10 protein-coding genes are annotated in these 15,408 nt (G+C 69.7%); 6 read left to right on the top strand and 4 right to left on the bottom strand.

The features are described from left to right. Positions 1 to 23 precede the first annotated feature (23 nt). Entirely contained in the window at positions 24 to 773 is a 750-nt protein-coding gene (locus tag OG520_RS24985) for a response regulator (protein WP_399332060.1), read from the top strand. A 177-nt stretch (positions 774 to 950) separates the two neighbouring features. Here OG520_RS24985 and OG520_RS24990 read toward each other — a convergent pair whose 3' ends face one another. Next, a complete protein-coding gene (locus tag OG520_RS24990) occupies positions 951 to 2,126 on the bottom strand; it encodes a winged helix-turn-helix domain-containing protein (RefSeq protein ID WP_406014659.1) in 1,176 nt (391 codons plus the stop codon). Positions 2,127 to 2,247: 121 nt separating this feature from the next. Beyond that, positions 2,248 to 2,820, bottom strand: coding sequence for a GNAT family N-acetyltransferase (locus OG520_RS24995; RefSeq protein WP_406014660.1), 573 nt, complete (start codon positions 2,818 to 2,820; stop codon positions 2,248 to 2,250). A 239-nt stretch (positions 2,821 to 3,059) separates the two neighbouring features. Here OG520_RS24995 and secA point away from each other — a divergent pair, with 239 nt between their 5' ends. Together secA and OG520_RS25005 are read left to right on the top strand one after the other, a co-directional pair. Continuing rightward, positions 3,060 to 5,879 carry a preprotein translocase subunit SecA gene (gene secA / locus OG520_RS25000; protein WP_399332054.1) on the top strand — a complete coding sequence of 940 codons (2,820 nt, stop codon included), beginning with the start codon at positions 3,060 to 3,062 and terminating at the stop codon, positions 5,877 to 5,879. Between the two features lie 858 nt (positions 5,880 to 6,737). Then, entirely contained in the window at positions 6,738 to 7,106 is a 369-nt protein-coding gene (locus tag OG520_RS25005) for a hypothetical protein (protein WP_406014661.1), read from the top strand. A 78-nt stretch (positions 7,107 to 7,184) separates the two neighbouring features. Here the strand turns inward: OG520_RS25005 and OG520_RS25010 are convergent, their stop codons facing one another. Further along, positions 7,185 to 7,613: an Rv3235 family protein gene (locus OG520_RS25010; protein WP_266418509.1), complete on the bottom strand. Its 429-nt coding sequence runs from the start codon at positions 7,611 to 7,613 to the stop codon at positions 7,185 to 7,187. Between the two features lie 292 nt (positions 7,614 to 7,905). Between OG520_RS25010 and OG520_RS25015 the strand changes: the two genes are divergently transcribed. Both OG520_RS25015 and OG520_RS25020 read left to right on the top strand, forming a co-directional pair. Next, positions 7,906 to 8,412 (top strand): DUF6912 family protein, encoded by a 507-nt coding sequence (locus OG520_RS25015; protein WP_266418511.1) that lies wholly within the window; start codon positions 7,906 to 7,908, stop codon positions 8,410 to 8,412. A gap of 89 nt (positions 8,413 to 8,501) precedes the next feature. Beyond that, on the top strand, positions 8,502 to 9,173 hold the full coding sequence (locus OG520_RS25020; protein ID WP_406014662.1) for an HAD family hydrolase: 672 nt from the start codon (positions 8,502 to 8,504) through the stop codon (positions 9,171 to 9,173). A 158-nt stretch (positions 9,174 to 9,331) separates the two neighbouring features. Here OG520_RS25020 and OG520_RS25025 read toward each other — a convergent pair whose 3' ends face one another. After that, a complete protein-coding gene (locus OG520_RS25025) occupies positions 9,332 to 9,901 on the bottom strand; it encodes a DJ-1/PfpI family protein (RefSeq protein WP_399332052.1) in 570 nt (189 codons plus the stop codon). A 388-nt stretch (positions 9,902 to 10,289) separates the two neighbouring features. On the opposite strand from OG520_RS25025, the gene OG520_RS25030 reads away from it, so the two are divergent. Continuing rightward, complete coding sequence (locus tag OG520_RS25030) at positions 10,290 to 15,329, top strand: NAD-glutamate dehydrogenase (RefSeq protein WP_406014663.1); 5,040 nt, start codon at positions 10,290 to 10,292, stop codon at positions 15,327 to 15,329. Positions 15,330 to 15,408 lie beyond the last annotated feature (79 nt).

The raw sequence follows: 15,408 nt of genomic DNA on the forward strand, positions 1-15,408 counted from the left end.
CACGGCCTTCAGGGGGAGGAACGATGGCGGACGCCTTCGGGCCCGTGCGTGATGCGAATGATGCCGACGACATCGCCGGTGCCGGCACCGGCGCGGGCAGCGGTTTCCGCAAGGAGCCGATCAGGGTCCTCGTGGTGGACGACCACGCGCTCTTCCGCAGAGGCCTGGAGATCGTCCTCGCCCAGGAGGAGGACATCCAGGTCGTCGGCGAGGCGGGTGACGGGTCGGAGGCGGTCGACAAGGCCGCCGACCTGCTCCCCGACATCGTGCTGATGGACGTACGGATGCCCAAGCGCGGTGGCATCGAGGCCTGCACCTCCATCAAGGAGGTGGCCCCCAGCGCGAAGATCATCATGCTGACGATCAGCGACGAGGAGGCCGACCTCTACGACGCGATCAAGGCCGGAGCCACCGGTTATCTCCTCAAGGAGATCTCCACGGACGAGGTGGCCACGGCCATTCGTGCGGTCGCGGACGGGCAGTCCCAGATCAGCCCCTCCATGGCGTCCAAACTGCTCACCGAGTTCAAGTCGATGATCCAGCGGACCGACGAGCGCCGGCTGGTACCCGCGCCGCGGCTCACCGACCGGGAACTCGAAGTCCTCAAACTCGTTGCAACGGGCATGAACAATCGCGATATCGCGAAGGAACTGTTCATTTCCGAGAACACCGTGAAGAACCACGTCCGCAACATTCTGGAGAAGTTGCAGCTGCACTCCAGGATGGAAGCCGTGGTCTATGCCATGCGGGAGAAGATCCTGGAGATCAGGTGACCTGCCCGGAGACACGCCGGACAAGGCCGGATACGACAGGACGGCGGGACAGCGTATCGGGACAGCGGGACAGCGGGACAGCGGGACAGCGGGGCGGAAGAGCGTAACGCCAGGTGAAGGTTCGGCCCGTGAAGTCCGGTCCGGAAAAGGGGCGGGTGAGGGCGGGGGAATGCGGGCTCAGGCCAGGGCGCGGGCGATTTCCTGAGCGAGCGGTCCGCGCAGTTCCGGTGCGTCGACCCGCTCCAGCCGGACATCCGTACAGCCGACCCAGGACGCGGCCTCCACCAGCGCCTCGGCCATCGGCACCACGGCCTTCCTGCTCGCCAACGACACCTGCCGGGCGACCAGCGTGCTGCCCTCGCGCGCCGGGTCGACGCGGCCCTGCAGCTTTCCGCCCGCCAGCAGCGGCATCGCGAAGTATCCGTGGACCCGCTTGGGCTTGGGGACGTAGGCCTCCAGGCGGTGGGTGAAACCGAAGATCCGCTCGGTGCGCGCCCGCTCCCAGACCAGTGAGTCGAACGGCGACAGCAGCGTCGTGCGATGCCGCCCGCGCGGCTCCGAGGCCAGCGCCGCCGGGTCCGCCCAGGCCGGCTTCGCCCAGCCCCGCACCGTCACGGGAACCAGTCCGGAGTCCGCCACCACCGCGTCGAACTGCTCACCCTTCAGCCGGTGGTAGTCCGCGATGTCCGCCCGGGTGCCCACCCCCAGGGACTGTCCCGCGAGGGCGACCAGCCGGCGCAGGCACTCGGTGTCGTCCAGATCGTCGTGCAGCACATCGTCGGGCAGGGCCCGTTCGGCGAGGTCGTACACCCGCTTCCAGCTGCGGCGCGCGGTGCACACCACCTCGCCGTACATCAGTGCGCGCTCGACGGCGACCTTCGACGCCGACCAGTCCCACCACTCCCCGCCGTTCTTCGCGCCGCCCAGCTCCGTTGCCGTCAGCGGGCCCTCGGCGCGCAGCTGCTTGATCACCGTCTCGTAGGCGCCGTCCGGCAGATCGTGGTGCCAGTGCGGGCGCGAGCGGTAGGCGCGGCGGCGGAAGGCGAAGTGCGGCCACTCCTCGACCGGCAGGATGCAGGCCGCGTGCGACCAGTACTCGAAGGTACGGCCACCCGACCAGTACGCCTCCTCGACGGTGCGCCGGCCGACCGCGCCGAGGCGCGCGTACGGAATCAGTTCGTGTGATCGCGCGAGCACCGAGATCGTGTCGAGCTGTACGGCGCCGAGATGCCGCAGCACGCCCGGAACCCCGGACCGGCGGTCCGCGGTGCCGAGGAAGCCCTGGGCGCGCAGAGCGATCCTGCGCGCCTGGTCGGCGGAGAGTTCAACGGCGGGAGGCGGCACAGACGTCATGCCTCGCACCCTAGAGGCAGGCACTGACAGCCGGCCGAGGAGTCGTGGAGTCCGTGGGGATCGCGATCTGCGGGGATCTCGATCCGTCGGGACCGGAGACCGGCGGCAGGCCCCGGAGGGGTCAGGGGGCGGGCAGATAGGCGTGGGTGCCCGGCAGGCCGAGATCGGAAGGGAGCAGCGCACCGATCCAGGCGTCGCGCCGTACTCCCTTGTTGAACAGGCCCGACCGCTGTTCGCCCTCCATCCGGAATCCCGTCCTCAGCGCCACGGCACGCGAGGGGACGTTGCCTACCTCGGCGCGCCACTCCAGCCGGTCGCCGCCGAGTGCGGTGAAGGTCCAGCGGGCGGCGGCCAGCACCGCCTCCGCCGTGTAGCCGCGGCCCCGGTGCTCCTGGGCGGTCCAGAACCCCACCTCGTACGTGCCCGGAAGGTTGCGGCGGTTGATACCGAGGGCGCCGGCCAGGGCCCCGCTCTCGCGCAGGACCACTGCGAAGTTGTACACGGAGTCGTCGTGCCAGCCGCCGGGAGACAGCTTTTCCGCGAAGAGTTCCGCGTCGGCACGGCTGTACGGGGAGGGCACGACCGTCCACCGCTGGATGTCGGGGTCCTGACAGGCGGTGTGGATGGCGTCCGTGTCGCCGCCGCCGAGGGGGCGCAGCAGCAGACGGTCGCTGGTGAGGGTGATCGGCTCCATGTACGGATTCTGGTGAGGCGCCGCTCGTGAAGCGAACACTTTTCGGACTTCCCGGCACCTTCGGCACTCCCCGGCCGTTGACTCGGAGGGGACAGCGGGGCCAACGCGGCGGCGGCCCTCCCGGCGCGGCGGGGTCCTCGCTTACGATGGCCGTTGCGGTGGGGCCCACCTGCCGTGCCCGCGCCAGTGTCCGTAACACGACCCAGTGCCAGGCCCGACCGGCAAGGAGACCAGCCTCAGTGTCCGTCTTCAACAAGCTCATGCGTGCAGGCGAAGGCAAGATCCTGCGCAAACTGCACCGCATCGCGGACCAGGTCAGCTCCATCGAAGAGGACTTCGTCAACCTCTCCGACGCCGAGCTGCGGGCGCTCACCGACGAGTACAAGGAACGGTACGCGGACGGCGAGAGCCTGGACGACCTGCTCCCCGAGGCATTCGCGACCGTCCGTGAGGCCGCCAAGCGGGTCCTCGGACAGCGCCACTACGACGTTCAGATGATGGGCGGCGCAGCGCTCCACCTCGGCTATGTGGCCGAGATGAAGACCGGCGAGGGCAAGACCCTCGTCGGCACCCTGCCGACGTATCTCAACGCGCTCTCCGGCAAGGGCGTGCACCTGATCACGGTCAACGACTATCTGGCCGAGCGCGACTCCGAACTGATGGGCCGCGTTCACAAGTTCCTCGGCCTCACCGTCGGCTGCATCATCGCCAACATGACGCCGGCCCAGCGCCGTGAGCAGTACGCCTGCGACATCACGTACGGCACGAACAACGAGTTCGGCTTCGACTACCTCCGCGACAACATGGCGTGGTCCGCCGACGAACTCGTCCAGCGCGGCCACAACTTCGCCGTGGTCGACGAGGTCGACTCGATCCTCGTCGACGAGGCCCGTACGCCGCTGATCATCTCCGGCCCCGCCGACCAGGCCACCAAGTGGTACGGCGACTTCGCCAAGCTGGTCACGCGGCTGACCAAGGGCGAGGCGGGCAACCCGCTCAAGGGCATCGAGGAGACCGGCGACTACGAGGTCGACGAGAAGAAGCGGACCGTCGCCATCCACGAGCCCGGTGTCTCGAAGGTCGAGGACTGGCTCGGTATCGAGAACCTCTACGAGTCGGTGAACACCCCGCTCGTCGGGTACCTCAACAACGCCATCAAGGCCAAGGAACTCTTCAAGAAGGACAAGGACTACGTCGTCATCGACGGCGAAGTCATGATCGTCGACGAGCACACCGGCCGTATCCTCGCCGGTCGCCGCTACAACGAGGGCATGCACCAGGCGATCGAGGCGAAGGAAGGGGTGGACATCAAGGACGAGAACCAGACGCTCGCCACGATCACCCTGCAGAACTTCTTCCGCCTCTACAGCAAGCTCTCCGGCATGACCGGTACGGCGATGACCGAGGCCGCCGAGTTCCACCAGATCTACAAGCTCGGTGTGGTGCCGATCCCGACCAACCGGCCGATGGTCCGTGCCGACCAGTCGGACCTGATCTACCGCACCGAGGTCGCGAAGTTCGCCGCGGTCGTCGACGACATCGCCGAGAAGCACGAGAAGGGGCAGCCGATCCTCGTCGGCACCACCTCGGTCGAGAAGTCCGAGTACCTCTCGCAGCAGCTCTCCAAGCGCGGTGTCCAGCACGAGGTCCTCAACGCCAAGCAGCACGACCGTGAGGCGACGATCGTCGCCCAGGCCGGCCGCAAGGGCGCGGTCACGGTCGCGACGAACATGGCCGGACGAGGCACCGACATCAAGCTCGGCGGCAACCCCGACGACCTCGCCGAGGCGGAGCTGCGCCAGCGCGGCCTCGACCCCGTCGAGCACGTCGAGGAGTGGGCGGCCGCGCTGCCCTCCGCGCTGGAGAAGGCCGAGCAGGCCGTCAAGGCGGAGTTCGAAGAGGTCAAGGAGCTCGGCGGGCTGTACGTGCTCGGCACCGAGCGGCACGAGTCGCGGCGTATCGACAACCAGTTGCGCGGTCGTTCCGGCCGTCAGGGAGACCCGGGCGAGTCCCGCTTCTACCTTTCGCTCGGCGACGACCTGATGCGTCTGTTCAAGGCGCAGATGGTCGAGCGCGTCATGTCGATGGCCAATGTGCCGGACGATGTGCCGATCGAGAACAAGATGGTGACGCGGGCGATCGCGTCGGCCCAGTCGCAGGTCGAGCAGCAGAACTTCGAGACGCGGAAGAACGTCCTGAAGTACGACGAGGTGCTCAACCGGCAGCGTGAGGTCATCTACGGCGAGCGTCGCCGGGTCCTGGAGGGCGAGGATCTGCAGGACCAGATCCGCCACTTCATGGACGACACGATCGACGACTACATCCGCCAGGAGACTGCCGAGGGCTTCGCGGAGGAGTGGGACCTGGACCGGCTGTGGGGCGCGTTCAAGCAGCTCTACCCGGTGAAGGTCACCGTCGACGAGCTGGAGGAGGCGGCCGGCGACCGGGCCGGGATCACGGCCGAGTTCATCGGCGAGTCCATCAAGGACGACATCCACGAGCAGTACGACGAGCGCGAGAAGCAGCTCGGCTCGGACATCATGCGTGAGCTGGAGCGGCGTGTGGTGCTGTCCGTCCTGGACCGCAAGTGGCGCGAGCACCTCTACGAGATGGACTACCTCCAGGAGGGCATCGGCCTCCGTGCCATGGCGCAGAAGGACCCGCTGGTCGAGTACCAGCGCGAGGGCTTCGACATGTTCAACGCCATGATGGAGGGCATCAAGGAGGAGTCCGTCGGCTACCTGTTCAACCTGGAGGTTCAGGTCGAGCAGCAGGTCGAGGAGGTGCCGGTGCAGGACGAGGCCGAGCGGACCTCGCTGGCCAAGGAGGACGCCGTGCCGGCGGCGCGTCCGGAGATCCGGGCCAAGGGGCTCGAAGCTCCGCAGCGTCCGGACCGGCTGCACTTCTCCGCTCCCACGGTGGACGGGGAGGGCGGGGTCGTCGAGGGCGACTTCTCCAACGGTGACGGTACGGCCGGGTCCGAGTCCGACGGGCTGACCAGGGCGGAGCGGCGCAAGGCCCAGAAGAATGGTGGGGGCGGGCGGCGCCGTAAGAAGTAGCCGGTGCGGGTGCGGGAGGCGCGGGTGCCGGTGACGTCGGTGGACGTCGTTGCGGTGGTCGGGCTGTAGTTGGGTTGTAGCCGGGGTCGGGCGCGTGGTTTGGGCGTCCGGCCCCGGCGTTTTGGGGTTTGAGCCTGTGGGAGTGCGGGTGTGGGGCGCGGGGGTGTGGGGACGCGTGGGCCCGTGGGGTCCGTGTGGGTGGAGTGCTTGGAGGCTGGGGTGGGTGGGGTTGCTTGGCGTGGGTGGGTGGGCTGCTGCGCGGGGCCTGCCCCTCCCCGCCCCTTCCCGGAACCGGGGCGCTGCCCCGGACCCCGCTCCTCAAACGCCGGAGGGGCTGGGGTGTACGTGGGGGTGCTGCCCGGGGCCGTTGCTCTTCGATTGCCGGAGGGGCTGGGGGTGTACGTGAGGCGCTGCCCCGGACCGCTGCTCCTCGATCGCCGGAGGGGCTGAGAGGGGCGGCGAGGGGCGGTGGGCCAGAAAGGGCCGGGGAGGGATGGGGGAAGCGGGGAGGGGCTGAGACGTGGCCGGAGGGGCTGGGAGGGGGCTAGAGAGGGCGGAGGCTGCTGGGTGGGAGTCGGGGAGGGCTGAGGCGGGCGGGAGAGCTTAGACGGCCCTGGAGAGGCCGAGAGGGTGAGACGGGGGCAGGAGGGGGGAGCCGGTGTGGCTGGGTAGGGGGCGGTGGGTTGAGGAGAGGGAGTGGAAAGAGGGCTGGGGAGAGGAATGTGGCTCGGGGGTCCCGTAGGTTTCGTTGCTTGAGCGCCATCGGGCTGGAAGAGGTTGGAACGGGGTCCGGGCGGGCCCGCTCTTGACGCCGGACTGCTGAGAGCGGGAGTGCAGGTTCCGGGGCCTGTTGTCCGTTTGCCCCTGCCCGCGCTGCCCGCGCTGCCCGCGCTGCCCGCGCTGCCCGCGCTGCCCGCGCTGCCCGCGCTGCCCGCGCTGCCCGCGCTGCCCGCGCTGCCCGCGCTGCCCGCGCTGCCCGCGCTGCCCGCGCTGCCCGCGCTGCCCGCGCTGCCCGCGCTGCCCGCGCTGCCCGCGCTGCCCGCGCTGCCCGCGCTGCCCGCGCTGCCCGCCTCGCTTCTTGGCGTCGGAGCGCTGGAAGCCGTTGTGAGTGGCTCTGCTCATGAGTTCAAACTCGTGGGCAAAGCCATTGTGAGCTCGCCGCAGCTTCGGTTCCGTTTCGTGCTGCCCCCGATCCTGCCCCGGCCCTGCCCCGGCCCTGTTCCGTAAGGTCTGCCTGCTTCTCGGCGTCCGGCACGCACGCTCGCATGCCGGACGCCGCGGCGCTCCGTTTCCCGGGCGGGCGCGTTAGCGGGTTGGGGTCGTTTGTAGGTGTTCGTCGCCGAGTTCCACCGCTGAGCAGCGCCAGCGGAGGTCGGTGCCCTGTTCCAGGCGGAAGGCCATCGCCCGTACCTGTTCGCCCGCCGCGATGCTTGCGCAGGCCTCCACCACCCCGGGAGCCGGTTGGGCGCCGTGGCACATGCGGATGACGGGGCGGGCCCCGCGGGCCCTGAGAGGGGTGCGCGGGGCCAGTTCGGCCAGTTGGTCGTAGGCCTCGCCGATGGTGTGTCCGAGCATCCAGTGCACCGGACGCTGGCCGCTGAGGACCGCCAGGAGGCGCTCGGCGAACCAGTGGTGCGGGCGGACGCGCCGGGGAGTCCGGGCGCGCTGCGGTGGTACGGCTTCGGGCCTGCGCTGGTCGCGTCGTCCAGTGGGCCGGGTCCTGTTCGTGCTCATCGATCATCGCCCCCGTGCTTCAGAGGCCCGGTCCAATACCGGGCGGTAACTTCTGCTGGGGACCTTCTACGGCGACGGTCGAGGCGGCCGCAAGCGGCGACGGGGTGCCGGGAGTGATCGGGAGGAATCACCTATCCGGGTGATGCGTCCGCTGCCGGGCGGGGCGTGAGACGGGCGCAGGGAGGGTGAGGGGCGGTTGCCGGGTGGACGGCGGGGTATCGGTGCACGTGACCCCAAAGGGGGACGTCGCACGTATCCTGAGGGCGTTTCCGACTACGAAAGCGACCCGGCCATGCGCGTGTACGTCCCCCTGACCCTGTCCGGTCTCGCAGCGGCGCACCGGGCGGGCGAAATCGGCCCCGGTCCGCTCACCGCGTACGCGGTGACCCCCGCACTGCGCGAGTGGTACGTCTCGGACGACATCGAGGAGCTGGAGTACGCGGCGCTCAACCGGGCCGCCTCCGCCTCGCTGCGCATGATCGCGCAGAACCCCGACGCGGTGCGCAGGCGCGTCGTCGTGGCCGTCGAGGTGCCGGACGGCGCGGCCGTCGCCGACCCGGACCACAGCTTCGACCCGTCCTCGCTCGGCGAGGTGCGGATCGCTTCCCCCGTGGCGCTCGCCAAGGCCGCCGCGGTGCATGTCGACGCGGACGACGCGGAGAAGGACGTCACGGCGGCGGCCGCGGCGCTGGGGGCGGCGGACCTCGGTGACGACGACGCGCAGTTCACCGTGGACGGCGCCGAGGACCACGAGCTGCTGTGGTTCGGCATCCAGGAGATTCCGAACCTGATCGGCTGAAGGGGAGAGGCCGGGGGAGATCGGGGGAGGCCGGGAGCGGACCGGGCCGACTTCGAACGGGTGTCGGAGGCGACGGGTACTTTCTATGCATGGGGACGCATGGGAAGCACCGCACTCATCTGGTCTGGGACTGGAACGGCACACTGCTCGACGACAACGACGCGGTCGTCGGCGCGACGAACGCCGCGTTCGGCGAGGTCGGCCTGGAGCCGATCACGCTTGAGCAGTACCGCGAGATGTACTGCATCCCGATCCCCCTCTTCTACGAACGGCTGATGGGCAGGCTGCCCACGGAGGCCGAGTGGGAGCGGATGGACGGGATCTTCCACCGGTACTACACCGAGCAGCGGGCCGCCTGCGGGCTCACCGAAGGCGCCGAGGAGCTTCTCACGCAGTGGCAGCTGGCCGGGCGCAGCCAGTCGCTCCTGAGCATGTACGGGCACGACCAGCTGGTCCCCGTGGTGCGGGGGTACGGCATCGAGCGGCGCTTCGTGCGGGTCGACGGGCGTACCGGGCCTTCCGGTGGCAGCAAGGCCCGGCACATGGAGCGGCACATCGCCGCCCTGGACGGGATATCCGCCGAGCACACGGTGGTCATCGGCGATGCGGTGGACGACGCCGTGGCCGCGGCCCATGTCGGTGCGAAGGCCGTGCTCTACACCGGCGGATCGCACAGCAGGGCCAGCCTGGAGGCAGCCGGGGTGCCGGTGGTGGACAGCCTGGCCGAGGCCGCGCAGCTCGCCGAGCAGCTGGCCGGATAGTGGCGATCGGGTGGCAGTGATCCGATAGTGGCGATCCGAAAGTGGTGATGCGAGTAGTGGCGATCCGAGCAGTGGTGATCGGATCGCGGCGCATCGGGTGGCAGCCGTCGAACCGGGGTGGAGGGTGAAGAGGGGGCGGGTGAGGCGGCCGGACGGGGTCAGGTGGTGACCGGGGCCTTTGTGCGGAGGACCTTCAGGAATTCGCGCATCCACGCCGAGTGGTCCGGCCATGCCCGGGACGAGACCAGGGTGCCGTCGACCACTGCCTCGTGGTCCTCGAAGGTGGCGCCCGCCGTCTGCATGTCGAGCTCCAGCGCGGGGTAGGCGGTGACATGCCGGCCGGCCAGCGCGCCGACCGCCGCCGTCATCAGCGGGCCGTGGCAGATCTGGGCCACCGGCCGGTCCGAGTCGAAGAAGGCCTTGAGGATCTTGCGGAGCTCGGCGTCGTTGCGCAGGTACTCGGGCGCCCGGCCTCCCGGGACGACCAGCGCCACGTAGTCCCCGGCGTCGACCTCGGAGAAGGCCAGGTCGGCGGGCCAGGTGTAGCCGGGCTTCTCGGTGTACGTGTCGAAGCCGGGCTCGAAGTCGTGGACCACGAAGCGGAGCGTCTTGCGGGCGGGGGCCGCGATATGGACGTCGTAGCCCTCCTCGCGCAGCCGCTGGTACGGATAGAGGACTTCCAGGGACTCGGCGGCGTCGCCGGTGACGATCAGGATCTTCGGTGCCATGGCGGGGCTCCCACGGTTCGTCGGCCTGTTCCGACTACCAGAGTGCGGCAACACGGACCCGCGCGCTGTCCAGAGTGTCAAAGTTCGGGTCCATCTTTTTACACAAACGGCTCGTGACGGTCACGGGGTGGGGCGATATAGCCTGGACCCCGTGATCAGCGCGATACGCCTCGGGGGCAGCGAAGCCCCCGGCCTGCGCCCGGAGTGCCACAGCACCCGGGCCGTCGCTGATTCCCACAGCCCGGTCCGACTGCCAAAAATGGCCAATATGGTCCCGGGCGTCTCTCATGGCGGCATAGCGTCGACTCAGACCGGAAACCCCGTGTCGTGGCGGTACGTCGTCTTTTCACCTACGTCTCGCAACGGCGCGTGACAGGAGCCAGAGGACATGCAGACCAAGCTGGACGAAGCCAAGGCCGAGCTGCTCGCACGGGCCGCCAAGGTAGCTGACAACAGCCCGGGCGGTGGTGTCGGTGGCCCGGGAGGTAACTCCCGGGCGCGTGTTGCGGCCGCCGGGGCCGAGCAGGAGCGTCCCGGACAGGACGTGCTCCTCCCCTACCTCCAGCGCTACTACCTGCACACCGCTCCGGAGGACATCGCGGGCCGCGACCCCGTGGACGTCTTCGGTGCCGCCTCCTCCCACTACCGCCTCGCCGAGACGCGCCCGCAGGGCACGGCGAACGTCCGGGTGCACACCCCGACCGTCGAGGAGAACGGCTGGACGTGCAGCCACACGGTCGTCGAGGTCGTCACCGACGACATGCCGTTCCTGGTCGACTCCGTCACCAATGAGCTGTCCCGGCAGGGGCGCGGCATCCACGTCGTGATCCACCCGCAGGTCGTCGTACGCCGCGACGTCACCGGCAAGCTCATCGAGGTCCTCGCCGAGGGCAACGGCATCGCGGGGGGCCCGCAGGGCCGCAAGGGCGGCGCGGGCGCCAAGGACGCGAAGAACGAGCTGCCGCACGACGCGCTCGTCGAGTCCTGGATCCACGTCGAGATCGACCGCGAGACCGACCGCGCCGACCTCCAGCAGATCGCCGCCGACCTGCTGCGCGTGCTGTCCGACGTGCGGGAGACCGTCGAGGACTGGGACAAGATGCGTGATGCCGCGATGCGCATCGCCGACGACCTGCCCGGTGAGCCGCTCGACGACCTCGCCGACGAAGAGGTGAACGAGGCCAGGGAGCTGCTGCGCTGGCTCGCCGCCGATCACTTCACCTTCCTCGGCTACCGCGAGTACGAGCTGAAGGACACCGACTCGCTGGCCGCCGTCCCCGGCACCGGCCTCGGTATCCTGCGCTCCGACCCGCACCACAGCGTCGACGAGGCGCACCCCGTCAGCCCGTCCTTCGACCGGCTGCCCGCCGACGCACGGGCCAAGGCCCGCGAGCGCAAGCTCCTCGTCCTCACCAAGGCCAACAGCCGGTCGACCGTCCACCGCCCCAGCTACCTCGACTACGTCGGCGTGAAGAAGTTCGACACGGACGGCAACGTCATCGGTGAGCGCCGCTTCCTCGGACTGTTCTCCTCCGCCGCCTACACCGAGTCGGTGCGCCGGGTGCCCGTCATCCGCCGCAAGGTCGCCGAGGTGCTGGAGGGCGCGGGCTTCTCGCCCAACAGCCACGACGGCCGTGACCTGCTGCAGATCCTGGAGACGTACCCGCGCGACGAGCTCTTCCAGACGCCCGTCGACCAGCTGCGCTCCGTCGTCACCTCCGTGCTGTACCTCCAGGAGCGCCGCCGGCTGCGGCTCTACCTGCGCCAGGACGAGTACGGGCGCTACTACTCCGCGATCGTCTACCTGCCGCGCGACCGCTACACCACCGGTGTGCGGCTCCGCCTGATCGACATCCTCAAGGAGGAACTGGGCGGCACCAGCGTCGACTTCACCGCCTGGAACACCGAGTCGATCCTCTCCCGGCTGCACTTCGTCGTCCGCGTCGCGCCCGGCACCGAGCTGCCCGACCTCACCGACGCCGAGGCCGACCGCATCGAGGCCCGGCTCGTCGAGGCCGCCCGCTCCTGGGCCGACGGCTTCCAGGAGGCGCTGGGCGCCGAGTGCGGCGAGGAGCGCGCCGCCGAGCTGCTGCGCCAGTACGGCCACTCGTTCCCCGAGGGCTACAAGGCCGATCACACGCCGCGCTCCGCCGTGGCCGACCTGGTCCACCTCGAAGCGCTCAAGCAGGACGAGAACGACTTCGCCCTCAGCCTGTACGAGCCGGTCGGCGCCGCCCCCGGCGAGCGCCGCTTCAAGATCTACCGGACCGGTGAGCAGGTCTCCCTCTCCGCCGTGCTCCCGGCCCTCCAGCGGCTCGGCGTCGAGGTCGTCGACGAGCGTCCGTACGAGCTGCGCTGCGCGGACCGTACGCACGCCTGGATCTACGACTTCGGGCTCCGGATGCCGCAGACCAACGGCAACTATCTCGCCGACGACGCCCGCGACCGCTTCCAGGACGCCTTCGCCGCCGTGTGGACCGGTGAGGCCGAGAACGACGGCTTCAACTCGCTGGTGCTGGGCGCCGGTCTGAGCTGGCGCCAGGCGATGGTGCTGCGCGCGTACGCGAAGTACCTGCGCCAGGCCGGGTCGACGTTCAGCCAGGACTACATGGAGAGCACGCTCCGCAACAACGTCCACACCACCCGGCTGCTGGTCTCGCTCTTCGAGGCCCGGATGTCCCCGGAGCGGCAGAACGCCGGCACCGAGCTGACCGACGGCCTCCTCGAAGAGCTGGACGGGGCCCTGGACCAGGTCGCCTCGCTCGACGAGGACCGCATCCTGCGGTCCTTCCTCACCGTCATCAAGGCCACTCTGCGCACCAATTTCTTCCAGAGCGCAAGCGAGGGAAGCGGCAGGAGGGGGCAGAGGGCGGACAGCGGCAAGCCGCATCCGTACGTCTCGATGAAGTTCGACCCGCAGTCCATCCCGGATCTGCCGGCGCCCCGCCCGGCCTTCGAGATCTGGGTCTACTCGCCGCGCGTCGAGGGCGTGCACCTGCGCTTCGGCAAGGTCGCCCGAGGCGGTCTGCGCTGGTCGGACCGGCGCGAGGACTTCCGTACGGAGATCCTCGGCCTGGTCAAGGCGCAGATGGTGAAGAACACCGTCATCGTGCCGGTCGGCGCCAAGGGCGGATTCGTCGCCAAGCAGCTCCCGGACCCGGCCGTCGACCGTGACGCCTGGATGGCCGAGGGTATCGCCTCGTACCGCACCTTCATCTCGGCGCTGCTCGACATCACCGACAACATGGTGGCCGGCGAGGTCGTGCCGCCCAAGGACGTCGTCCGGCACGACGAGGACGACACCTACCTGGTCGTCGCCGCCGACAAGGGCACCGCGAGCTTCTCCGACATCGCCAACGAGGTCGCCGTCGGGTACGGCTTCTGGCTCGGCGACGCCTTCGCCTCCGGCGGCTCCGCGGGCTACGACCACAAGGGCATGGGCATCACCGCCCGCGGCGCCTGGGAGTCCGTCAAGCGGCACTTCCGCGAGCTGGGCCACGACACCCAGACCGAGGACTTCACCGTCGTCGGCGTCGGTGACATGTCCGGTGACGTGTTCGGCAACGGCATGCTGCTCTCCGAGCACATCCGGCTCGTCGCGGCCTTCGACCACCGGCACATCTTCATCGACCCGACCCCGGACGCCGCCACCTCGTACGCCGAGCGGCGCCGCCTGTTCGACCTGCCGCGCAGCTCCTGGGCCGACTACAACAAGGACCTGCTCTCCGCGGGCGGCGGCATCCACCCGCGCAGCGCCAAGTCCATCCCGATCAACGCGCACGTCCGCGAGGCGCTCGGCATCGAGCCGGGTGTCACCAAGATGACGCCCGCCGAGCTGATGCAGACCATCCTCAAGGCCCCCGTGGACCTGCTGTGGAACGGCGGCATCGGTACGTACATCAAGTCCTCCGCCGAGTCGAACGCGGACGTCGGCGACAAGGCCAACGACGCGATCCGCGTCAACGGCGAGGACCTGCGGGCCAAGGTCGTCGGCGAGGGCGGCAACCTCGGCGCCACCCAGCTCGGCCGGATCGAGTTCGCCCGGGGCGGCGGCCGGATCAACACCGACGCGATCGACAACAGCGCCGGCGTGGACACCTCCGACCACGAGGTGAACATCAAGATCCTGCTCAACGGCCTGGTCCGGGACGGCGACATGACCGTCAAGCAGCGCAACAAGCTGCTCGCCGAGATGACCGACGAGATCGGCCGTCTCGTCCTGCGCAACAACTACGCGCAGAACGTCGCACTCGCCAACGCCACGTCCCAGTCCTCCTCGCTGCTCCACGCCCAACAGCGCTTCATGCGCCGGCTGGGCCGTGACGGGGACCTCGACCGCGGGCTGGAGTTCCTGCCCAACGACCGCCAGATCCGTGAGCTGCTCAACGGCGGCAAGGGGCTCAGCCAGCCCGAGCTGGCCGTGCTGCTCGCGTACACGAAGATCACCGCGGCCCGGGAGCTGATCCGGACCAGCCTGCCGGACGACGAGCACCTGCAGAAGCTGCTGCACGCCTACTTCCCGCAGCAACTGCGCGAGCAGTTCCCCGAGGCGGTCGACGGACACGCGCTGCGCCGCGAGATCATCACCACGGTCCTGGTCAACGACACCGTGAACAGCGGTGGTTCGACCTTCCTGCACCGGCTGCGGGAAGAGACCGGTGCCTCGATCGAGGAGATCGTGCGGGCGCAGTTCGCGGCCCGCGAGATCTTCGGTCTCGGCCAGGTGTGGGACGCCGTCGAGGCGCTCGACAACCAGGTCGCCGCCGATGTGCAGACCCGGATCCGGCTGCACTCGCGCCGGCTCGTCGAGCGCGGTTCGCGCTGGCTGCTCGGCAACCGGCCGCAGCCGCTGGAGATCGCCGGGACGATCGACTTCTTCAAGGCGGGCGTCGACCAGGTCTGGGCCGAGCTGCCCAAGATGCTGATGGGCGCCGACCTGGAGTGGTACCAGTCGATCCTGGACGAGCTCACCGAGGCGGGCGTCCCGGGCGAGCTGGCCCAGCGGGTCGCCGGATTCTCCTCCGCCTTCCCGGTGCTGGACATCGTGGCGATCGCGGAGCGCACGGGCAAGGACCCGCTCTCCGTCGCCGAGGTGTACTACGACCTCGCGGACCGGCTGGGCATCACCCAGCTGATGGACCGGATCATCGAGCTGCCGCGGGCCGACCGCTGGCAGTCCATGGCCCGCGCCTCCATCCGCGAGGACCTGTACGCCGCGCACGCCGCGCTCACCGCGGATGTGCTGTCGGCGGGCAACGGGACCTCGACGCCGCAGGAGCGGTTCGAGGCGTGGGAGGAGAAGAACGCGGCGATCCTGACGCGGTCCCGCTCCACCCTTGAGGAGATCCGGGGGTCGGACGCCTTCGACCTGGCGAATCTGTCGGTCGCGATGCGGACGATGCGCACGCTGCTCCGTACGCACGCCTAGCCGGTCGGGAGGGGAGGCGGTCGCCGGGTCTTCGGTGGCCGCCTCCCCTCCCTGTTGCCGCAAGGCGTGCTGCCCCGTT

Source organism: Streptomyces sp. NBC_00984 (assembly GCF_045162475.1).
In the GTDB taxonomy this organism is placed as follows: domain Bacteria; phylum Actinomycetota; class Actinomycetes; order Streptomycetales; family Streptomycetaceae; genus Streptomyces.

Bases quoted from the DNA above. Each gene is read 5' to 3' on its own strand.
- OG520_RS25020 (WP_406014662.1), top strand. From the start codon at position 8,502: ATGGGGACGCATGGGAAGCACCGCACTCATCTGGTCTGGGACTGGAAC.
- OG520_RS25015 (WP_266418511.1), top strand. From the start codon at position 7,906: ATGCGCGTGTACGTCCCCCTGACCCTGTCCGGTCTCGCAGCGGCGCAC.
- OG520_RS24995 (WP_406014660.1), bottom strand. From the start codon at position 2,820: ATGGAGCCGATCACCCTCACCAGCGACCGTCTGCTGCTGCGCCCCCTC.
- OG520_RS24990 (WP_406014659.1), bottom strand. From the start codon at position 2,126: ATGACGTCTGTGCCGCCTCCCGCCGTTGAACTCTCCGCCGACCAGGCG.
- OG520_RS25030 (WP_406014663.1), top strand. From the start codon at position 10,290: ATGCAGACCAAGCTGGACGAAGCCAAGGCCGAGCTGCTCGCACGGGCC.
- OG520_RS25010 (WP_266418509.1), bottom strand. From the start codon at position 7,613: ATGAGCACGAACAGGACCCGGCCCACTGGACGACGCGACCAGCGCAGG.
- OG520_RS24985 (WP_399332060.1), top strand. From the start codon at position 24: ATGGCGGACGCCTTCGGGCCCGTGCGTGATGCGAATGATGCCGACGAC.
- OG520_RS25025 (WP_399332052.1), bottom strand. From the start codon at position 9,901: ATGGCACCGAAGATCCTGATCGTCACCGGCGACGCCGCCGAGTCCCTG.